Consider the following 22709-nt stretch of genomic DNA (forward strand, 5'->3'; position numbering starts at 1 on the left):
ACGGACTAGTTTGGTGAGATATTTCTCCGGTAATAACTCCCCCCAGAGCTACTCACACGTTACTCCGTATTTCAAATTACATTTCTTCTAAAATGCCCTTAACTAAGTTAACGAATTTCGTTCTAACCATGCTTGCTACTTCGATTACTTCTTCGTGGTTTAATGGTTGGTCTAGGATGCCACAAGCCATGTTTGTTAGGCAAGAGATTCCTAAAACTTTCATACTTCCGTGAACAGCTACGATTGCTTCTGGAACTGTTGACATCCCAACAGAATCAGCACCAAGTGTACGGATCATACGGATTTCAGCAGGTGTTTCGTATGAAGGGCCACTCCACCAAGCATATACACCTTGTTGTAATTTTAGATCTTGTTTCGCAGCAACATTTAATGCAAGGCTACGTAATTCTTTGTTATATACTTCAGAAACATCAGGGAAGCGAGTTCCTAATTCTGGGTTATTTGGTCCAATTAAAGGATTTGTTCCAACTAAATTAATATGATCTGTAATTAACATTAAATCGCCTGGATTAAAGCTAGTGTTAACAGCGCCACAAGCGTTTGTTACGATTAATTTTTCTACTCCAAGTGCTTTCATTACACGGACAGGGAACGTTACCTCATCTAAAGTAAAGCCTTCATAATAATGGAAACGGCCTTTCATTGCTACCACAGCTTGGCCTTTTAATTCACCGATTACTAATTCATTTGCGTGTCCAACTGCTTCAGACTTTGCAAAATGAGGAATTTCACTGTAAGGAATTACAACAGAGTTTTCGATTTCATCTGCAAGAGTACCTAAGCCAGAACCTAATATTAAACCAACCGTTGGACGGTAGTTTGTTTTACTTAATATAAAATCTCTTGTTTCTAAAATATGTTCAGTTTTATGCATTTATTTTTCCTCCTAAAATGAGCGATAGGGATTGTGATAAGAATTCTAATTAATAATAGTGCTTTCACCATAAGTCTAAAGGATAAATCCTTACTTGTAAACAGACTAAAAATCATTTTGGTAAAAAGTTTGTTCTTTTTTATAAAAAAGCTATAAATATAGTGTATAAATCGCTATACTTAATTCATAAAATATAAAAAGTTAAGTGGAAGTAAAATATGATTAGGGTTTTGGAGGAGTCAATGATCAGGCAATTTATAGGCTATCAGTCGCCTAAAATCAAAAGTTTAAAGCTTTTATATAGCTTAGTACGAAAATTAGGACCAATTAAAGTTAGTACATTAACTGAAATGACAGGGTATAAGCATACTACTTGTGTTCGGTTATTAGATGAATTAGTACAGGAAGGACTTATATACGACAGTGGATTAGGGGTCTCTAGCGGTGGAAGGAGACCAGCAATGTATGTAATTAACCCAACTGCATTCTATTTAATCGGTGTCGAAATCACGAATTTATTTACAACAGTTCTACTGCTTGATTTAAAACTAACAATTGTCGAATCAAAAAAATTAAAAATGAGCAACGTAAGTACTGGAGAATATACTTTAAATTTTGTAACCAAAAGTGTAAGAGAATTATTAGATCAAAATAAGATTAATAAAGACCAATTATTAGGCATAGGAATTGGAGTGTTAGACCCAATTGATCAAGAAAAGGGCGTAATGATTAAATCGGGATCATTTTTAGCAGATGGATGGGACGATTTAAATATTGTTAGGCACTTAGAAAAGGCCAATCATTGCCCAGTATTCCTAAATAACGGCACAAATTTAGCCGCCCTAGCAGAGTACAGACTAAATTTCAGTAAAGAAAACGAAAATATTGTTTTTGTTTCGAGTGATATGGGAATACGTTGTGGAATTATTCAACAAGGTAAATTAATAAGTAACAAGAACGAAATGGACGATGCATTTGGACATATGATCATTGATATTCATGGAAAACTTTGTTCATGTGGTTCATATGGTTGTCTACAAGCGTACAGTAGTTTACCTGCGATTCGAGAAGAGGTGATCAAACGTGTTAAGCGCGGCGAGATTACTTCTTTGATGGGTGAATTAAACGATGTCGAAAATATTAGCTATCATCAAATTCTTGAAGCTTTAGAGAAGGAAGATCCACTTTGTTTAGAGGTCATAAAAGAGGCGGCTAATTACTTTGGAATGGGACTGACAAATCTAATTTATATCGTACGCCCTGATATTGTAATTTGTGGAGGTACATTAGTTCCAAAGCCATTATTCTTTGATGTAGCATGCGAAACTGCACAAGGAAGATTGAAAAATTACCCAAACAGTCCTGTTCAAATCATTAAATCATCAACAGCGTATAATATCGTTGCACAAGGAGCTGGATGTATTGTATTTGATCACTTTACAGAGGAAACTATGTAATAAAAGCTAAAAACCGTTAATGCTCTACCTGGGAACAGATAGAGGTTAACGGTTTTTTTATCAACTTTTATATTTTTATATAAATGAAATTTTAATCCGTATGTGTTAGCAATCATACCGTTTTCATTAAACTAGTAAACTGATTTGCGATTTCCATGGAAATTATTAAGATTTGAGAACGTTTACAAAAAACGCTTGCAATCCTGTACGTACAAGAATATACTAATCTTGTACGTACAGGATGAATTTAAAATTTATAAATAAATAATAGATGCTCGAGGAGGGGATAGCATGAGCCGATTTAGTGATGAAGCAAAACAATTACTTCAGTACATTGGTGGTAAAGAAAATATCGCTACAGTAACTCATTGTGCAACACGAATGCGTTTTGTGCTGAAAGACGTTAAAAAAGCTGATGAAAAAATGATTCAAGAAATTAAAATAGTTAAAGGTACTTTTACGCAAGCCGGGCAATTTCAAGTAATTATCGGTAATGAAGTATCTATTTTTTATAATGAATTTGTAAAATTAGCTGGGGTAGAGGAAACTTCAAAAGATGAAGCTAAAATAGCTGCTAGGCAAAATATGACATGGATTCAAAGACTACTTGCTCACTTAGCGGAAATCTTTTCACCATTAATTCCAGCCATTGTTGTAGGGGGTCTAATCTTAGGATTCCGTAACATAATTGGCGATATTAAACTACTAGATCATGGTACAAAAACACTTGTTGAAACCTCTCAATTTTGGGCAGGTACACATTCTTTTTTATGGTTGATCGGTGAAGCCATTTTTCATTTCTTACCAGTTGGTATTACATGGTCAATTACAAAGAAAATGGGTACTACTCAAATTCTGGGGATTGTTTTAGGTATTACACTTGTTTCACCACAGCTACTAAATGCATACGCAGTAGCAGGTGGTGCTGTACCACCAGTTTGGGACTTTGGTTTTGCTAAAATCGATATGATTGGTTATCAAGCGCAAGTTATTCCAGCTATTTTAGCCGGTTTCACTTTAGCGATTTTAGAGACAAACATTCGAAAAATCGTTCCAAGTGCAATTTCAATGATTGTAGTACCGTTCTTTGCGCTAGTACCAACAGTGTTAATTGCACATGTAGTATTAGGTCCAATTGGTTGGAAAATCGGTTCAGCTATCTCACATGTAGTTTATTCAGGATTAACTTCTTCATTTGGATGGTTATTTGCCTTAGTTTTTGGATTCTTCTATGCACCACTAGTTATAACTGGATTGCATCATATGACTAACGCAATCGATCTTCAACTAATGAGTCAGCTTCACGGGACGAATCTTTGGCCGATGATTGCTTTATCAAATATCGCACAAGGCTCAGCTGTTTTAGCAATCCTTTACTTAAATAGAAAGAATGAAGAAGAAAAGCAAGTATCAATTCCTGCTGCTATCTCTTGTTTCTTAGGGGTAACAGAACCAGCAATGTTTGGTATTAACTTAAAGTATGCTTATCCATTCTTAGCTGCCATGATTGGCTCGGGTATTGCTGCTATTGTTTCAGTTGGTACAGGTGTAATGGCGAATTCAATTGGTGTTGGAGGTCTTCCAGCAATTTTATCTATTCAGCCTAAACATATTGGAATGTTTTCAATCGCTATGCTAGTTGCAGTCGTTGTCCCATTCATTTTAACGATTATCTTTAACAAGAAAAAACTGCTAGTGAAAAACTCATAATTATTTAAGGGGAAGGAAATTTATTTTCCTTCCTTTCGAATTTATTTATAAATCAAGGAGATTATCAAAATGAAGGATTTTAAGAACAGTGTCGTATACCAAATTTATCCTAAGTCTTTTTATGATTCGAATGGAGATGGTTTTGGAGACTTAAGAGGAGTTACAAAAAAGCTTGATTATTTAAAAGAATTAGGTGTTGACTACATTTGGCTTACTCCATTTTATGTATCTCCTCAAAATGATAATGGTTATGATGTCGCGGATTATCGAAATATTGATCCAGCATACGGAACAATGGAAGATTTTGATGAATTGGTGAAAGCTGCGAAACGTTGTGATATAGAAATAATGCTGGATATGGTATTTAATCATACTTCATCAAAACATGAGTGGTTTGAGAGAGCCCTTGATGGAGATGAAAAATATAAAAATTATTATATTTTTAGAGAAGAAAAGGACGGGAAAGAGCCGACGAATTGGATTTCCAAATTTGGTGGTTCAACTTGGGAAAAAGTTGAGAATTCAAATGAATATTATCTGCATCTTTTTGATAAAACCCAACCAGATTTAAACTGGGAAAATGATGAGGTACAAAACGAAATATTCGATGTCGTTAATTTCTGGATTGATAAAGGAGTAAAAGGATTTCGTTTAGATGTCATTAATCTGATTTCTAAGCCAGAAGTTATGGTTGATGACGAAACAGGTGATGGCAGAAAATACTATACAGACGGACCTCGAATTCATGAGTTTTTAAAGAAGTTAAATAATGAGACTTTCGGTAAGAGGGAAGAAATCATTACTGTTGGTGAAATGTCTTCAACTTCAATCGAACATTGTATTCAATACTCAAATCCGTCAGAGAATGAGTTATCGATGGTTTTTAGCTTTCATCATTTAAAAATTGACTATAAAGATGGGCAAAAATGGTCATTAATGGATTTTGATTTTATGTCACTTAAGTCAATTCTAGATCAGTGGCAAAAAGGTATGCAATCAGGAAATGGATGGAACGCCTTATTTTGGTGTAACCATGACCAACCGCGTATTGTTTCACGAATTGGAAACGATCAAAAGTATCATAAAGAATCAGCCAAGATGCTTGCTACTTCAATGCATTTATTAAGGGGAACTCCATATATTTACCAAGGTGAAGAAATTGGTATGCCTAATCCTAAATTTGACGCAATTGAAGACTATCGAGATGTAGAAAGCTTAAATTATTATAAAATATTAAAAGAAAATGGGGTTCCAGAAAGAGAAATATTAGCCATTTTAAAGAGCAAATCAAGGGATAATTCTCGCACGCCTATGCAATGGAATGATTCAATACATGCAGGATTCACAACTGGAACACCTTGGATCTCAACAGGAAAAGATTACGAACAAATAAATGTCGAAAAGTCTCTAGTTGATGAAGATTCAGTGTTTCATCATTATAAAAAACTAATTAATTTAAGAAAAAAATTCGACATTATTTCGACAGGTACGTATGATTCTTTATTACTAAATCATGAACAAATCTATGCATACACTCGTAAGCTGGATGATCAAATGTTGTTAGTCGTTAATAATTTTTATGGCGAAGATACTCTTTTTAAATTACCAGAAGATATTGCTATTGGGGAGTATAACAAGCAGATATTAATTTCAAATTATAATGATTCTAGTCAAGATTTAACCGAATTTACGTTGCGCCCATATGAGTCTATTTGTTACCTTCTTGAGAAAAATGTGAGAATATAATAAAATTTTTCTAGGTGATGAAAATGAACGCAAAGTATATTTCGATCTATCATAAGTTAATTGAACAGATTGAAAAGGGGGCTTTTACTGTTGGTAGTAAAATACCTTCTGAAAAGTCATTAATGGAGCAATTTGATGTTTCTAGAGATACAATTAGAAAATCATTACAAATGCTTGAGCAAAACGGATATATAAATAAAGTCAAAGGTAAAGGTTCGTTTATTTTAGACACTGCAAAATTAAATTTCCCGGTAACAGGTTTAATTAGCTTTAAAGAATTATCAAACCAAATTGGTAGAGAAGCAGAAACGATTGTAGAAATTCTTGAAAAGAAGTGGCCTAGTAAATTTATAAGAGAACAACTAGAAATAGACGACCAAACAGCGATTTGGAAAGTAGTTAGAGCTCGAAAAATCGACGGGAAAAAAATAATTTTAGACAAAGAGTATTACAATAGTTCATATGTCGAAAAACTTTCAAGGTCAACCTGCGAAGGGTCAATTTTTGACTATATAGAAAATACTCTACACTTAAATATTGGCTTTGCGAAAAAAGAAATTGTAGTCCAAGCTTGCACAGAAGATGACCAAAAATATTTAGATTTAGATGGATATGATATGGTAGTAGTTGTAAATACTTTCGTCTATTTAGACGATGGTTCTCTATTACAATATGGGCAATCTAGACATCGCCCGGATAAGTTTAAATTTGTTGATTTTGCTAGAAGAATTCAACAGGTTAATGAATGATATAAAACCTTACTTAATTAGTCTGCACCCCTTAAAACCTCTGTCGGGTAACATTGGTTTTAAGGGGTATTTTATGTTGTGTAAAAAGAAGTACAGTAAAACTAGTTAATAGCTCAAATGAATAAAACCAGAACTATTTCCAAAAGAAAATAACTCTGGTATTTACATTTCTAGAGATCTTGCCTATTACTGAACTAAAGCGGCATTCATTTACTCTTTTTAACATTAAATACTTTTGAACATTTTTTTAATTCTTTCTATAAAACTCTGCTTAACAATAGGTTTTTCAATGTAAAAACGGTTCTTCTTTCGGTTCATCTGCAAATTTTCTATTATAAAATCTAGTTTTTCTGAAACCAACTTACATTCTGTTAATGATTTTTCAATTGAAGGAAATGGGAGCGACTCATTCTGAATATATGAATAAATAAATTCGTCACTCTCAAAAATATCATGACTTCCTGTTTCTAATTCTGTAAACGCATGTACACTGTCACTAGTATAAAAAATCGAGTCGCCAACTTTTCTTGCTGGATTGCCGGCATATGAAGAATTAGATTCAATTTTTTTCCCACTAACTAATGACATGCCTCCGATAATACTGCCTGAACCAATTTGAGTTCCTTTTAAAATAAATGCATGTTGACCAATCCAAACATGATCACCAATATAAATACTTTTACTTGGATTAACTCTTTTCTTTGTGAAAGAATCATAAATGAGATGAGGGTCCGCTGTTCTAAACCAACAGTCGAATGAAAATAAACAACCTTCACCTACAATTATATTTTTTTGTTCTGAAATAATTAAATTTAATTTGTTGTTAAAATAATTATCCTTTCCAAAAAATAATACAGAATTATTGTAAACAATTGCATTAAGTATATAGTTAAACCTGTTATTACAAAGAAAAATAATTGTGTCATTTCCATTAAATTCTATATTACTATTTACTAAATGAACATTTTCATTATCACAATATAGAAGATTTCCTTTTCCTCTAAAAATGATTTTTGAATTTGTTAGTTTAGGTTTCCCAATTATCTTATTCTCTTTTAAGTCCTCTATGTGTATTGTTTCATTAATAATTTCCATATTATATTCCCTTTCACTTTGAACAAGAATGTTCTGGTCTAGATAATTTGGCGCTTATTTTAGTATTGCCACTTTTACCATTACATCAAAAGGTATTTTTTGATATTAATATTACAATGACTAGTAGGAGAAAATCCATGGTCTTTTATGTGAAAGAATTTATTTTTAGTTTCTAAAAAAAAGACTACTATTATTCTTGCTTAGAAAAAAGCGAGATCGATTAATTTGTTTGTTCATCATGTTATAATAAAAGACTTGATAGCGCGTTGTACGCAAAATGGATTTTAGCGGTTAGTTCATAGAAAAAGATTATATATTAGCAAAATCTGCAGTTTTGTCTAACAGATCACACTATATTAATTGATTATGGAAATAATGAGTAAAAAAGACAATGAATGGATGGGCTTATGGATAAAGAAATGAATTTAAAAATTAAACAAAAATTTGTAAAAGATTATAAAAACGGGTATCCACTAATTTCAAAAGAATCAATCGTGAATAGTAAAGATTTCATTAATGAAGGAACAATTATTAATCTAGTAGATGAACGTAATGGTTTTATTGGAAAGGGCTACTACGGAAAGCAAAATAAAGGTTTAGGCTGGATTCTAAGCCTGAAGGAGCATGAAAAGCTAGATCCTAAGTTCTTTGAAGATAAAATTAAACAAGCGATCGAAAACCGCCAACAATATTATAATAGCTCTGATACGACAGCATTTAGAGTATTTAATGGAGAAGGCGATGGAGTTGGTGGATTAACAATTGATTTTTTCGATGGATTTTATTTGATTAGTTGGTATAGCGAAGGAATCTATCAATTCAAAGATTGGGTTATTCAAGCAATAAAGAATATTGTCGAATTCAAAGGGATTTATCAGAAAAAGCGCTTTGATACAAAAGGTCAGTATATTGAAGAAGATGATTTTGTAATGGGAGAAAGAGGTCAATTTCCTATTATCGTAAAGGAAAATGGAGTTAATTTCGCCATTTATTTAAATGATGGCGCAATGGTAGGCGTATTTTTGGATCAACGTGAAGTTAGAAAACTAATTAGAGATAAATATGCTTACGATAAAACAGTATTAAATACTTTCTCTTATACAGGGGCATTCTCGGTTTTTGCAGCAGTTGGAGGGGCGAGTAAGACTACTAGTGTTGACTTAGCAAATCGGAGCCTAGATAAAACAAAAGAACAATTTAAAATTAATGGAATTGACCCTGCTACCGAGAGCATCGTCGTTGAGGATGTATTTCATTACTTTAAATATGCAGTTAAAAAAAACCTTACATTTGATATGGTTATTCTAGATCCACCAAGCTTTGCAAGATCTAAAAAACATACCTTTAGCGCCGAAAAGGACTATAAGAACCTGTTGAAAGAAGCGATTACGATTACAGAAAATGATGGTGTAATTGTTGCTTCAACGAATTGTAGTACTTTTGGAATGAATAAATTTAAAGGGTTTATTGACACAGCCTTTAAAGAATTAGGCGGGCAATATAAATTAATGGAAGAATTCAGCCTACCTAATGATTTTAAAACAACTAAACAGTTTAAAGAAGGTAACTATTTAAAAGTCGTATTTATTCGTAAAATTAAGTAAAAAAATGGACTGACAGATACATGTCAGTCCTACTTTTTACTTTGAAGTTGCTTTTTGTTCATATAATTTGATCACTTCAATCATAACATTCGTTGCTTTAACCATATTGTCGATTGAAATGTATTCAAATTTGCCGTGATAGTTTTCTCCTCCAGTAAAAATATTTGGAGTAGGTAGTCCCATATATGAAAGTTGTGAACCATCTGTACCACCACGAATTGGTTCTACAATTGGTGTAATTTCTAGATTTGTCATTGCCTCATGAGCAATATCAACAACCTCTTTAACAGGTAAGATTTTCTCACCCATATTATAGTACTGGTCTTTTAACTCTAAAATAATGCTGTTTTCACCATGTTTTTCTTTTAATTGATTTACAATATTCGACAATGTCTCTTTTCGATTAGCAAATTTTGTTTTATCATGATCTCTAATAATGTAGTGCATTTTTGTTAACTCTACATCACCTTCAATTGATACTAGATGATAAAAGCCTTCGTAACCTTCAGTTGATTCAGGCGCTTCTTCTACAGGTAATAAATTATTTATTTCCATGGCAATTTTCATAGAATTTATCATTTTACCTTTGGCCGTACCTGGGTGCACATTTTTACCTTTTACTGTAATCATTGCACCTGCAGCATTAAAGCTCTCGTATTGAAGCTCTCCTAGTGGACCACCGTCCATTGTGTAAGCATATTTAGCATCAAATGCTTTTACATCAAATTTATGTGGGCCTCTACCGATTTCTTCATCTGGTGTAAATGCGACTCTTATTTTGCCGTGTTTGATTTCAGGATGTTGAACTAAATACTCCATCGCAGTCATAATTTCAGCGATACCAGCCTTATTATCCGCGCCAAGTAATGTTGTCCCATCAGTAGTCATTAATGTGTGACCTATATACTTACTTAACTCTGGTGAATGACTCGGAGATAATACAACATTTAAACTTTCATTTAAAACAATGTCATTTCCATCATAGTTTTCAACTAGCTGAGGGTTAACATTTTTTCCCGTAAAGTCTGTCGCTGTGTCTAAATGTGCTAAAAATCCAATTGTCGGAATATGTTTGTCGGAATTTGAAGGAAGTGTAGCCATTACATAGCCATTGTCATCCATTGTTACGTCAACTAATCCAATTTTGTTTAATTCTTCTACTAGCATGCGGCCCAAAGTTAATTGGCCAGGTGTAGAAGGGCATGTTTCACTACTTGCATTTGATTGTGTATCAACTTTTGCATAACTAATTAAACGATTAATTAACTCATTTTTCATATGAAAATCTCCTTTTTTACAATTCATAATTCGTATGTAATACGCTTTCATTTCTTGTTTTTAGTGAAAAGAGGCTACAGTTATATTGTAGTTCTTTCTTTATTTGAAAGTAAAATATTACGCAACGCTCTTTCTATTTAAAATGCTTTTAGCAATTAAAAACTGTGCTGTGTAGTAGGTGATCATAATTAATTCATTTCCATATTTAACGCTTTCTACAAATAGGTCCCACGATAATATAGAATCTGAAATGATAAATAAGAGACTCCCCAAAATGGCCCATTTGTTTCCAGTCATTATAGCTGTAAATACCATCATTGAAATTGCTACTGAATAGGCAATTACCGGAATAACTAAATTCTCCTGTCCACTTTCGTTTAAAGAGCCTACTAAATTAGAGCATAGAAAAAATGCATAAATTGCAATTGGGATAATCGATAATACGCGATAAATAGAAAATTTCCATCCTGATATAAAACCGGCAGCGTAAAACAAATGCCCAATTAGAAAAGCACTTAAACCGACAACAAACCATATTAACGTTCCGTCCCCAATCATACAAAAAATAAGACCTAAAAGTATAAGAGCGCGATATTTAGTTGATTGACTTGGAATTTGTGAAAAGGGATAACTGATAATCAACACCATTGGAATTACCTTAAATAGTATTTTTATGCTAACAGGCTCTGGAGGAATAAAAAAGATATAGAGAATACCAAAAAATAAAATAAGTATAGGTAGATACCTCTTCAAAATAAAATTACCCCTTTCTAACTATTTCCTTTTTACTAAATATTATCAGTGAAAAGTGAAAAGAATGCTATTAGAAATAAAGATAGCAGTCTATTAAACTATAAAAAAAGCAAACCGGAAAGGTTTGCTTTTTACGCGATTGCTATTCCATATGAGTGAGCAATCTGCTCATTAGTACTAGAAGATTTTGCAATAATAACTGTTGTTCCAACATTTATTTGATCGAATAACCATTCGATCTCACTGTTATGCATTCGGATACAACCGTGACTAACTGATTTACCGATTGAGCTCTCATTAGCATTTCCGTGTATTCCGTATGCGCTACCGACACTTAAGCCCATCCATCTTTTACCTAGAGGATTATTTGGAGCTCCTCCAGGAATATTTTCTTTATACCAAGGTCTATTTTTAATTTTATTTACGATTTTAAACTTTCCAGTAGGTGTAGGACTCGAAGCTTTTCCTGTTGCTACTCTAAATGTTTTAACTAGTTTTCCCTTGTTATAATAAGAAAGTTTATTTGTATTTGTATTAATAATAATTAGCTGCCCATTCGAAAGTGGGTAAGAGCTCTTTGCCTCTGTATATGAAAACTTACTTTGATTTCCAGCAGCGTCAATTGACTGTACTTTTATAGGAGTAAATACTTTTAATTTACTGACCTTAAAACTATAACTACCATTCTTTGTTGCAGCCGTTTTAGCTGTATATTTACCGTTTAGAAACAGTTTAACAGAAGCATTTGGTTCTGTTTTCCCACTAATGACAGTGGCATTTTCTTTAACGGTTTGAATTGTAGGTACTGAAGGAGCAGTACGATCTAATACACGAATTGAAACGGGTTTACTTTGATTTTTACTCTTATCAACTGCAACGACTTGAAGAACTGTGTTTGCCTTTTGCTTCGCCATTTTAATAGTAAACTTACCTGCCGAGTTTACTTTACCTTTTGCTAATACTTTCTTGTTTAAGTAAATAAGAACATCAGCATTTGGTTCTGATTTTCCTGATATACTTTGAGATTGATCTGAAATTGATGGTATGGAAGTGATAGAAGGTGCGATTACATCTGAAACATATGATGTAGCAGTTTTACTTTTTAATCCAATTGAAACACCAACTGCATTTATTTTAGTAAATTCTTTTAGAGGTTTAGTATTGAATAGAAAATTGCCTTTTGCATCTGTTTGTACAGTGCTGACCAGCTTATTGTTGATGAGAATTTGGACAATGCTTTTTTCTAAAAATGCTCCTGACACGGAAGTAGATTTATTAGTAATTGGATTGATTTTTGGGGTTGGTAAATCTTTAACCATAAATTTAATATTCTGGTCTGAAACAGTTAGAGTTTGATCATCAAGTGTAATTGAACTTAGTTGATAAGTTCCTTTTATAAAAGAAGCTGTAATCCCAATTTTCCCAGCATAGTAAAGATCTGAAGACGAAGGGTTTTTTAATAAAACTTCTGTCAAATTAGTTCCATTTTTAAATGTTAAAGATACATTGTCGAAATGTTCTTTAGTTGTTAAACCAACTTCAATCGATTGTCCAAAAGTGGCTTCAGTAGTGTTTAAATTTAGATTATCTATATATTTCGATAACTCACCATCACTAAAACCTTGAGAAAAAGAAGTTGCATTAGCAGTAGGTAAAAGGAATAAAAATACCCCCAAAAGTACAGATACAATCTTATTTATCATTTTCTCTCTCCTTATATATGGAATTTAATTACTAAATTTGCCATATAGAGAGTGAATTCCTTTGTTTTTCTAATAAAATAAAACGTCATTTTTCAGCAAAAAAAGAACATTTGTTGAAAAAACAGGAAGAACAGGGAATATAGTAAAATTAGGTGGAATAAAAGAGAAAATAGAAATTTTGTAGAATTAATGTATTTTTAAAATCTTATATTGTCATAACTTCCACGCTTTCTTTAATCATATAATTCAGCTTTTCTTTGATTATATTCCGTTCACTTCCCTTTCCCCTGTACTAAGTGTTAAAGTTAGTTAATAAGAAAATTGTAAATAAACTAAGGAGCATGTTATGAGCAAAACAGTAGTATTAGCGGAAAAGCCTTCAGTTGCTAGAGATATAGCTAAAGTGCTTGGATGTAATCAAAAAGGTAATGGTTTTTTAGAAGGGAAAAAGTATATTGTTACCTGGGCATTGGGGCATCTTGTGACTTTGGCTGATCCTGAAGGGTATGATAATAAATATAAGTCATGGAATTTAGAAGATTTACCAATGATTCCAGATAAATTAAAGCTTGTTGTTATTAAAAAGACAGGCAAGCAGTTTCAAGCTGTGAAAACCCAATTATTAAGAAAAGATGTTTCAGATATCGTTATCGCAACGGATGCGGGGCGAGAAGGTGAGCTTGTTGCAAGATGGATTCTTCAATTGGCAAAGGTTAATAAACCAATTAAAAGACTGTGGATATCATCTGCAACAGATCAGGCGGTAAAAAAGGGCTTTGAAAATTTACGTAGTGGCAAGGAATATGAAAATTTATATCTTTCTGCTGTAGCAAGAGCCGAGGCAGATTGGATCGTAGGGATTAATGCAACAAGAGCCCTTACTTGTAAGCATAATGCTCAACTTTCATGTGGTAGGGTTCAAACTCCGACACTTTCGATGATTTTAGAGCGTGAAAAGGAAATAAAAGAATTTAAGCAACAAACTTATTATGGGTTACAAGTATTAGCAAATAATGTAACCTTTACGTGGCAAAATCGTAAGTCGAATGACCAGAAAATTAAAACGACCGATGAATTACAAAAAATTATTGGAGCGATAAAAGGAAAACAGCTAAAGATTAAGGAAGTTTCGACTGCTGAAAAAAAATCTTTTGCTCCTCAGCTTTATGATTTAACTGAGCTCCAAAGAGAAGCGAATAAAAGATTTAACTTTTCACCTAAAGAAACATTGTCAATCATGCAAAAGCTATATGAACACCATAAAGTTGTTACGTATCCACGAACTGATTCTAGATACTTATCATCAGATTTAGTTGATACATTAAAGGAACGTTTATTAGCATGTAACATAAAACCTTATGGAAAAATCATTATGAAGTTAACGAATCTACCGATTAAGGTAAATAAGTCATTTGTAGATGACAATAAGGTTTCAGATCACCATGCGATTATACCAACAGAGCAGGCACCTATATTAAGTGAACTTTCTTCAAAAGAATTTAAGATATATGATTTAATCGTAAGAAGATTTTTAGCAGTCTTACTACCTCCATATGTATATGAACAAGAAAAAGTTATCGCAGAAATTGATAATGAGCTATTTGTTACGAAAGGTAAAAGGGTTATTTCACTGGGATGGAAAGAAGTCTTTAAAGACGAAGATGATCTTGATAGTACAGAGGATCAACGATTACCAATAATGAATGAAAATGAGCGTATAGAAGTAGCTAAAGTTATTGAAACTAAAGGGCATACGAAACCACCGGCATACTTTAATGAAGCCACACTTTTGAGTGCAATGGAAAATCCGGTCCATTTTATGTCAGGTAATAGTACTGATTTAAAGAAAACAATAGGCGAAACAGGCGGATTGGGAACAGTTGCAACTAGAGCGGATATTATTGAAAAGCTTTTTAGTAGCTTTTTAATTGAAAAAAAGGGAAAAGATATTTTCATCACTAATAAAGGCAAACAATTATTAAACCTTGTTCCAGAAGCCTTGAAGTCACCAGCCCTAACTGCCGAGTGGGAGCAGAAGCTTCAAGCCATCTCCAAAGGTAAATTAGCTAAATCAAAATTTATGAGTGAAATGATCCGTTTTTCTTCAGATGCTGTGAAAGAAATAAAACAAACTGAACAAAAATTTAAGCATGATAACATGACTAGCACTAAATGTCCCGACTGTGGAAAGCTTATGTTAGAAGTAAACGGTAAACGTGGAAAAATGTTAGTTTGCCAGGATAGGGAATGTGGTCACCGTAAAACAATTTCTCAGTCTACTAACGCGAGATGCCCTAATTGCTTCAAACGTTTAGAGCTAAGAGGTGAAGGTGAGGGTCAAATTTTTGTATGTGCATGTGGACATAGAGAAAAGCTTTCTACTTTTAAAGATCGACGTTCGAAAGAAAAAAATAGTAAAGTTTCTAAACGAGATGTTCAAAAATATTTAAAGCAACAGAACAAACAAGAGGACGAACCATTTAATAACCCATTTGCAGAAGCCTTAGCAAAGCTGAAAAAAAAATAAAAGCATAGTCCCTGCACTTCTAACCAGTCATATGAGTTTACTCTATGACTGGTTTTTTTCGTTCAATTGCATATTCATCCACGACTTCACTATAATGATCGTCAAAATAAGTGTCCAGTTCCTTTTTTATCTTTTTAGATAAGACTGGACTTTTACCTGAAGTTGAGACTGATACAATAAGGTCTCCTCTACGAACCACTGCTGGTGTGTGGAAATCACTATTATTTTGATCACTTACATCATTAAACCATTGGAAGTCTGATGTACAATCTTTAACGAATTTATTTATATTTTTATCGTCTGTTGCTGCAATAACAATATGAGCTCCAATTAGATCGGCTTTTTCAAAATACTTATTTAGCCATTTTATTGTAGGTAACTGTTTAAATTCATCACATAGTTGAGGGCTAATAATCGTAATTGAAGCACCACTTTTTATAAATGCTTTTGCTTTTCGAAATGCAATTTTACCTCCACCGATGATCGCTATCTTTTTATTTTGAAGTGAAAAAACTAATGGAACCATTTCAGTCATCTAATCGCTCCTATCTATTAATTATGGACAAATATTTATTTAGCTAATTTTATCATATGTGTAACCAATTTTTAGAACTAGCTAATTTATATTAAAGAGAGGATTTTTATGTCTTTTATTGTAAAAATGATACAGTTTGGTTAATAATTCAATAAAAGTTCATCTTTTCTTTAGCATAAAAGTATTTTTTCTGTTAGGATAATTAGTATTATTTTTTCTGAAAAGATAATGATAAGACTGGAATCTAAATTAAAGAAAAGGTGAGTATTATGTTTAACAAATTAAAAAAAATGTTCGGTTTAGAGGAAGAACAACAACAAGGATCTGCTCCTGTAACAAAAGAAGCTACTAAGGAAGTTGTCATTAAAGCGCCATTAACTGGAGAAATACATCCACTATCTGAAGTACCAGATCCTGTATTTGCAGAAAAAATGATGGGTGATGGATTTGCTATTACACCTTCAGAAGGTGTTGTTGTAGCTCCTTTTGATGGAGAAATCGTACAAGTATTCCATACGAAACACGCTATTGGAATTCGTTCAAATGAAGGTGTTGAAATCTTAATTCATGTTGGACTAGAAACAGTTAAACTAAATGGTGAAGGTTTCGATGCTCATATAACAGAAGGACAAAAAGTTAATGCCGGAGATCATTTATTAACATTCAATATGGACTATATAAAAGAAAATGCAAAAAGCACAATTACTCCAGTTATTTTTACAAATGGAGATGTGCTAGAAAATATTAAAGTTACAGCAACTGGCTCAATTCAAAGAGGATCAGATGCAGCTGTTGCTACATTAAAATAAAAAAATAGCCCTGGGGCTATTTTTTTTTATGCTGTTCTAACTTTTAAATGTTGTTTTCGTTTTACATTTAAACCAATGAACAACGGTTTTATAGTAGGTTGTGACTCAATAATAAATTTCTTTGCAATCATAGGCACAGCTAAACCAATCAATGTATACAATAACGGTCCATAATCGAAAAACTGTGAAAAAACAGCATTTGCAAAAATATGGATGTACATTATTGTTAATGATTCTTTACCAAATATTGTGCAAGGCTGGATAAATTGTAGTTTTGCTAGCTTTTGACATAAATATAGTACGGCAATCGTCATTGTTATTGGAATTAAAGCATCTAAAAATAAATGGTTATATCTTAAATATTTAAGACTTAGATGGTAGTCTAATTTATTCAATTCATATAAGGTCATATAAACGATACTAAGCGTAATACATGATATTCCAAGGACGTTAGAAATTGATGCTATCAATTTTTTCGTAAAGAAGCCTAATCCTAAAAAGAAAATTGCTAGTAGAGCAACATCCATATTCCACGGAATCGAAATTTGATTAAAGGTATTTTTACCAATTTGTGGAATCAATTTAATTGTCTCAAAATGTGCAAGCAAATAGCAGGCAATTACAATGAATAGACGTGTACTATTCTTTTTAAAGTATAAACAGATTAACGCAAATAATATTTGTGTAATAAATAAACATGTCACATACCAAAATACGCCATGGACTCCAGTAATAAATCTTCCACCGATTAACAATGAAAGGACTTCTTTTGATAAATTCGATTGGTTAATAGTTCCGTCTATTACTTCAATTGTCATGTTATATAAACTAAATAAAACCAAATACGTACAGTAAGGTACAAGCAATCTAAATGTTAGTTTTTTTATAAAAAATTTGAGTTCATTAATTGAATTGACCGGTTTAAATAAATACCCACTAATAATAAAAAAGAGCGGCATATGGAACCAGTAAATAAATGTAATAGAATTCGGACCTTCTGTAGAATGACCATAAACAACCAAAAAGATACCGATCATTTTGGCAACATCCAACCATTTTTCACGTTCTATTTTCATTTTATCACCTTGTTTTTATGGCTCGCTTAAAGTAAAAAACTTCAAATCATAGCCAATTTTTTTAAATAATGTCCAACATATTGTAACCGATGAGTATTACAAAGTGACAACATGGACGTTACAATCAAGTTATAAAATGTAAATGAATATTTCATAAATGATACAAACAAATTTGGATATTAAGTGTAGCACGGGATGATACACACTGGTAAAAAATGTAAATTTTTATTAAAAATTATTAATAATCAGTTCTTTCGACAAATATATTCTGTTTTGCATTATATACTTAGCAGGCTGAATTATAAAAGATCGTGCACTTTTTAAATAATCATTTCATTAGTCGAGGTGAAGGAATAATAATGGGCTCAATTATTAAAGTTGAAAATCTTAAAAAGAAATATGGAGATTTTTACGCTGTAAATGGAATTAGTTTTGAGGTTGAAAAAGGTGAAGTATTTGGATTACTCGGTCCAAATGGAGCTGGTAAATCGACGACAATGGAGATGCTTGTAGGATTAAGAAAACCAGATGAAGGTACGGCTACTATTGCAGGGCATGTAATCGGCAAAGACTCATATAAAATCAAACAAGAGATTGGAATTCAACTCCAATCAACTTCATTATTTGAACTGTTAAAAGTAAAAGAAATCATTGAAATGTATGCAAGCTTTTATCCAAGTCATATCCCGATTCAACCGTTGATCGATGAAATGCTTTTATCTGAAAAACAAAATAGTCTAGTAAAAGGATTATCAGGAGGACAAAAACAGCGATTAGCGATTGCATTAGCATTAATTCATGATCCTCAAATTATATTTTTAGATGAGCCAACTACAGGACTTGATCCACAGGCTCGTAGAACGTTGTGGGATATCATTTTAAAACTAAAAGAACGAGGTAAAACAGTAGTTTTATCAACCCACTATATGGATGAGGCTCATGTACTAGCAGATCGCATTGGAATTATGGATAAAGGTAAATTAATTGCGTTAGATACACCAAACAATTTAGTTAGTTCAATTTCTGCAGAGAGTGCGATTGAATTTAAGACAAAGCTACCAGAGCAAGAAGAAAAGTTCGCACATTTAGACAATGTAATGAATGTCGTGATCAATCATGATTTCGTAACATTGTATACTCGTAATCTACAAGCTTCATTAATGGCCTTGCTTGAGTATACAAAAGAACAGGATATGATAATTTCGGATTTATCGACAAGAACTGCGACTCTTGAGGACGTATTTTTACATATGACTGGAAGGGGGTTACGTGAAGAATGAAGGCTTATTATCAATTAACTTTAGCCCAACTTCGGATTTATGTACGTAATCGTCAAGCACTAATTTGGACACTTTTATTCCCATTTTTCTTTATGATTATTTTTGGATTAATGTTTAACGATGGGAATACAACTAGTTATTCAGTGAACCTAATTGATTATGACAACACACAAGTAAGTAAACAAATTACAACTGTTTTAGAGAAACAAAAGTCACTTAAAATTCATAAAAAAACAAATGAATTAAAGTCTAGGAAATTATTATCTGATGGTAAAACTGACTTTGTAATCGTCATTAACAAAGGTTTTCAAAATCAAGTTACAACTAAACAACAATCTGCTCCTGCTCAAATAAAAGTACTATATAATGAAAGTAATGCAGGCCAGCTTCAAGGTGGAATAGCAACGATTACTGCATATGTTGATGCTGCTAGTAAACAAATGGCAGGTTATACACCTAAAATTGTAACAGACTTTAAAGGAGTAGCTGGAATTACCCTTTCATATTTAGACTTTTTAGTGCCCGGAATTATTGCAATGCAAATCATGAATAATAATATGAATGGTGTCGCAGGACAAATTGCCTCTTGGAGGGAACGAGGCGTGCTAAGACGAATGCAAGGCACCACATTAAGAGCCTCAACGTTTATTGCTGCTCAAATCACAGCAAGGCTAATATTAAATAGTTTACAAGCCATCTTAACAATTCTAATTGGCTACTTTGGATTCGACGTTAGTATTCGAGGATCATTCTTATTAGTAGTATTGTTAGTTGTATTAGGTACATTAACATTTATGAGCATCGGATTTATTATAGCAAGTTTAGCAAAAAGTCCAGAAAGTGCTGGACCAATTGCAGGCTTTATTTCGTTCCCACTTATGTTTTTAGGTGGAGTATTTTTCCCTGTAAATAACATGCCCGAATATTTACAACCGATTATAAAGACAATTCCTATTACGCACTTATCAACTGCAATGCGTGACATCATGAATGTCGGAGCATCATTTGGAGATTTACTCCCAGATTTCGGCTGGTTATGCGTCTGGATGGTCGTAAGCTTCTTAATCGCTGCTCGTACATTTAGATGGGAGTAAGGGCAGAACAAGGAGGCTCAAGAATATCGCCCCTTTGAAAGCGAGCACCCTGTAGTGGAAAACAACATCACATTACTTATGTAATTGACAACTTCTTTTTTCAACAGCATGAAGACTTTCGCTAATTTTAGTGAAAGTCTTTTTATTTTACCTTTTTTTCCCGACTACTCCCATTCTTGTCTTTAAGAATAGTTATGCAGTATTTATTGCATACTATTTAAAAATTAAGATTAGGTGAGTTATAGGTGAGTTCAATATTCGAAATCTATTTTCGTGATGTAAAGCGGGTTATAACAAATTGGGCAGCATTGATGATTATCATTGGTTTAATTATCATGCCCTCAATGTATGCATGGTTTAATATAAAGTCTTCTTGGGATCCGTACGGCAATACAAAGGGCTTAAAGATCGCAATAGTAAATGAAGATCGTGGTGCTACGGTCTTAAATAATAAAATTAATATCGGCAACGAAGTAATACATTCTTTAAAACAAAATCCTTCTTTAGGCTGGAGGTTTACAAGTAAGCAAGTCGCAAATGAAGGGGTTAAACAAGGAAAATATTACGCTAGTATTTTAATTCCAAATGATTTTTCAAATAAAATTAGCAAGGTTTTAACAGATCATCCACAAAAACCTGAACTAGTTTATCAAGTTAATGAAAAGCTGAATATAGTTGCTCCGAAATATACTGAAAAAGGTGCAACCAGTATTGCGGGTGAGATTACAAAGAAATTTGAAAAGACCGTAAGTAAGGAAGTATTGCAGGAGTTTAATAAAATAGGAATTGACTTACAAGCAAATTTACCTGAAATAAAAAAATTTGAGCAAATGGTTTTTAAGCTTGAAAAAGATTTACCGGAAATAAAGAAAACTGTGAATACAGCCTTAAATGACTATAAAAAAGTACAAAGCGTTATTCAAACTACAAAAAAAGACATGGAATTGATTAATAACATCGTAGCAAATAGTGAGAAATTAATGGCAAGTTTAAGTGGGTTTTTTAATCAAATTAACAAAGCAATTCAAGATTCAACTCCATTTATTAAAGAGACACTTAACCTACTTCAAAACCAGTCTGTTGTTATACAAAGTACATTATCACAATTACAGAATCAAACGATTAGTAAAGACGAGTCCATGAGGCTATCAAATGAAATCGGAAAAGTACTACCGAATTCAAAAAATATGGTTACTTCTTTAAATCAAGTGCTTCAATCGTTTAATAGCTTAGGTACTACAGCAGATTTTAGTAAAGATATTAGCTCATTAAAAGATCTAGAAGCAGACTTAATGATGATTCAAAATGAAAATTCTCAATTAAAAAGTGCAATACAAAGCGGAAACGGTCTACCGAATGATTTACTTCAAAAAATGAATGAGAGCGCGACAAGTATAAATAACAAAATAAACAGTTTAACTGGAAATTTTGATCAAGATTTAGCTCCAAAAATAAGTGAAGCTTCAAGATTAGTGAATGAATCATTAAAAAATACTCAGACTGTTTTAGCTGATGCAAAAACAAGTATACCTATAATAAAAGGTGTTCTCCAGGACACATCAAATTTATTAGCAACCAAAAAAGGTGATATACAACAATTAGTAAATGAATTACCAATAATTGAAGCGAAAATAAAAAAAATTGCTAATGAAATTAGAAAGGCTAATGCAAAAGGAAACATCGAGGATTTAATTAATTTTCTACGAACAGATATAGAAAAGGTTAGCGATTTTTATTCGAACCCAATCGTAATAAAAAAGGAGCGAATGTTTCCAATACCGAATTATGGTACAGGTTTGACCCCTTTTTATACAACATTGTCGTTATGGGTAGGAGCTTTATTAATGGTATCGTTATTAACAACTGAAGTTCATGAAGAAAAGCCATATAAAAGTAGAGAAGTTTATTTCGGAAGACTATTGACCTTTATAACTATAGGGGTATTACAGACATTAGTAGTGACAACGGGTAACTTCCTGATACTAGGGACTTATGCAGCAAATAAAGGTTATTTTATCTTATTTGCACTATTGATTAGCATTGTATTTACGATTATTGTCTATACGCTTGTTTCGGTTTTCGGAAATATTGGGAAAGGCATCGGTATTATCTTTCTGGTTCTCCAAATATCTGGAGCGGGAGGAGTTTATCCGATTCAAGTAACTCCGCCATTTTTCCAAAAAATAAATCCGTTTCTACCTTTTACCTATGCATTAAGCTTGTTAAGGGAGGCGACTGGTGGAATCGTTTGGGATACCATTTATAAGGACCTTCCAATACTAGTTCTTTTTGTCGTCATTGCAATTATATTGGGGGTAGGTCTTAAAGCAACTATTAATAAAAGAGCAAGTAAAGTCGCTGATCTTTCCAAGAAGAGCAGACTTATTCATTAATCGTT

Annotated in this window: 17 protein-coding genes; 10 read left to right on the forward strand and 7 right to left on the reverse strand. The window is 32.7% G+C overall.

Going from position 1 to position 22709, the window contains the following annotated elements; all coding sequences use genetic code 11:
- Positions 1–76: 76 nt before the first annotated feature.
- The gene (locus BM319_RS21625) at positions 77–895 is read right to left on the reverse strand and encodes a purine-nucleoside phosphorylase (RefSeq protein WP_025568336.1); all 819 of its coding nucleotides are present in this window, start codon (positions 893–895) and stop codon (positions 77–79) included.
- A gap of 242 nt (positions 896–1137) precedes the next feature.
- On the opposite strand from BM319_RS21625, the gene BM319_RS21630 reads away from it, so the two are divergent.
- The 4 genes from BM319_RS21630 (at position 1138) to treR (ending at position 6557) form a co-directional block, all read left to right on the forward strand.
- On the forward strand, positions 1138–2352 hold the full coding sequence (locus tag BM319_RS21630; RefSeq protein WP_069033687.1) for an ROK family transcriptional regulator: 1215 nt from the start codon (positions 1138–1140) through the stop codon (positions 2350–2352).
- Between the two features lie 291 nt (positions 2353–2643).
- Positions 2644–4062 (forward strand): PTS system trehalose-specific EIIBC component, encoded by a 1419-nt coding sequence (gene treP / locus BM319_RS21635; protein ID WP_091024651.1) that lies wholly within the window; start codon positions 2644–2646, stop codon positions 4060–4062.
- Between the two features lie 69 nt (positions 4063–4131).
- Positions 4132–5808 (forward strand): alpha,alpha-phosphotrehalase, encoded by a 1677-nt coding sequence (treC, locus tag BM319_RS21640; protein WP_091024652.1) that lies wholly within the window; start codon positions 4132–4134, stop codon positions 5806–5808.
- Positions 5809–5831: 23 nt separating this feature from the next.
- The gene (treR, locus tag BM319_RS21645) at positions 5832–6557 is read left to right on the forward strand and encodes a trehalose operon repressor (protein ID WP_091024654.1); all 726 of its coding nucleotides are present in this window, start codon (positions 5832–5834) and stop codon (positions 6555–6557) included.
- Between the two features lie 225 nt (positions 6558–6782).
- Here the strand turns inward: treR and BM319_RS21650 are convergent, their stop codons facing one another.
- Positions 6783–7652, reverse strand: a complete 870-nt coding sequence (locus BM319_RS21650) for an acyltransferase (RefSeq protein ID WP_091024656.1) — start codon at positions 7650–7652, stop codon at positions 6783–6785.
- Positions 7653–8059: 407 nt separating this feature from the next.
- Between BM319_RS21650 and BM319_RS21655 the strand changes: the two genes are divergently transcribed.
- Positions 8060–9256, forward strand: a complete 1197-nt coding sequence (locus tag BM319_RS21655) for a class I SAM-dependent rRNA methyltransferase (protein WP_091024658.1) — start codon at positions 8060–8062, stop codon at positions 9254–9256.
- A gap of 36 nt (positions 9257–9292) precedes the next feature.
- Here BM319_RS21655 and pepT read toward each other — a convergent pair whose 3' ends face one another.
- The 3 genes from pepT to BM319_RS25170 form a co-directional block, all read right to left on the reverse strand.
- Entirely contained in the window at positions 9293–10534 is a 1242-nt protein-coding gene (pepT, locus tag BM319_RS21660; protein WP_069033690.1) for a peptidase T, read from the reverse strand.
- A 117-nt stretch (positions 10535–10651) separates the two neighbouring features.
- Positions 10652–11287, reverse strand: coding sequence for a lysoplasmalogenase (locus BM319_RS21665; protein ID WP_091024660.1), 636 nt, complete (start codon positions 11285–11287; stop codon positions 10652–10654).
- A gap of 131 nt (positions 11288–11418) precedes the next feature.
- On the reverse strand, positions 11419–12990 hold the full coding sequence (locus BM319_RS25170; RefSeq protein WP_286143873.1) for a L,D-transpeptidase: 1572 nt from the start codon (positions 12988–12990) through the stop codon (positions 11419–11421).
- A gap of 346 nt (positions 12991–13336) precedes the next feature.
- Here BM319_RS25170 and BM319_RS21675 point away from each other — a divergent pair, with 346 nt between their 5' ends.
- Positions 13337–15517 carry a DNA topoisomerase III gene (locus BM319_RS21675; RefSeq protein WP_091024662.1) on the forward strand — a complete coding sequence of 727 codons (2181 nt, stop codon included), beginning with the start codon at positions 13337–13339 and terminating at the stop codon, positions 15515–15517.
- Positions 15518–15554: 37 nt separating this feature from the next.
- Here the strand turns inward: BM319_RS21675 and BM319_RS21680 are convergent, their stop codons facing one another.
- On the reverse strand, positions 15555–16052 hold the full coding sequence (locus BM319_RS21680; protein WP_025568347.1) for a precorrin-2 dehydrogenase/sirohydrochlorin ferrochelatase family protein: 498 nt from the start codon (positions 16050–16052) through the stop codon (positions 15555–15557).
- Positions 16053–16321: 269 nt separating this feature from the next.
- Here BM319_RS21680 and BM319_RS21685 point away from each other — a divergent pair, with 269 nt between their 5' ends.
- Positions 16322–16861: a PTS sugar transporter subunit IIA gene (locus BM319_RS21685; protein WP_025568348.1), complete on the forward strand. Its 540-nt coding sequence runs from the start codon at positions 16322–16324 to the stop codon at positions 16859–16861.
- A gap of 26 nt (positions 16862–16887) precedes the next feature.
- On the opposite strand, the gene BM319_RS21690 is transcribed toward BM319_RS21685, so the two are convergent.
- Entirely contained in the window at positions 16888–17937 is a 1050-nt protein-coding gene (locus BM319_RS21690; RefSeq protein WP_025568349.1) for an acyltransferase family protein, read from the reverse strand.
- A 359-nt stretch (positions 17938–18296) separates the two neighbouring features.
- Here BM319_RS21690 and BM319_RS21695 point away from each other — a divergent pair, with 359 nt between their 5' ends.
- From BM319_RS21695 to BM319_RS21705, 3 genes are all read left to right on the forward strand, one after another.
- Positions 18297–19217, forward strand: a complete 921-nt coding sequence (locus BM319_RS21695) for an ABC transporter ATP-binding protein (protein WP_069033694.1) — start codon at positions 18297–18299, stop codon at positions 19215–19217.
- Positions 19214–20311, forward strand: coding sequence for an ABC transporter permease (locus BM319_RS21700; protein WP_025568351.1), 1098 nt, complete (start codon positions 19214–19216; stop codon positions 20309–20311). Before BM319_RS21695 ends, BM319_RS21700 begins: the two co-directional genes overlap by 4 nt.
- Positions 20312–20556: 245 nt before the next feature.
- The gene (locus BM319_RS21705) at positions 20557–22704 is read left to right on the forward strand and encodes a YhgE/Pip domain-containing protein (protein ID WP_091024664.1); all 2148 of its coding nucleotides are present in this window, start codon (positions 20557–20559) and stop codon (positions 22702–22704) included.
- Positions 22705–22709 lie beyond the last annotated feature (5 nt).

This window comes from Bacillus sp. UNCCL81, from assembly GCF_900112535.1.
Classification (GTDB): domain Bacteria; phylum Bacillota; class Bacilli; order Bacillales; family Bacillaceae_G; genus Gottfriedia; species Gottfriedia luciferensis_B.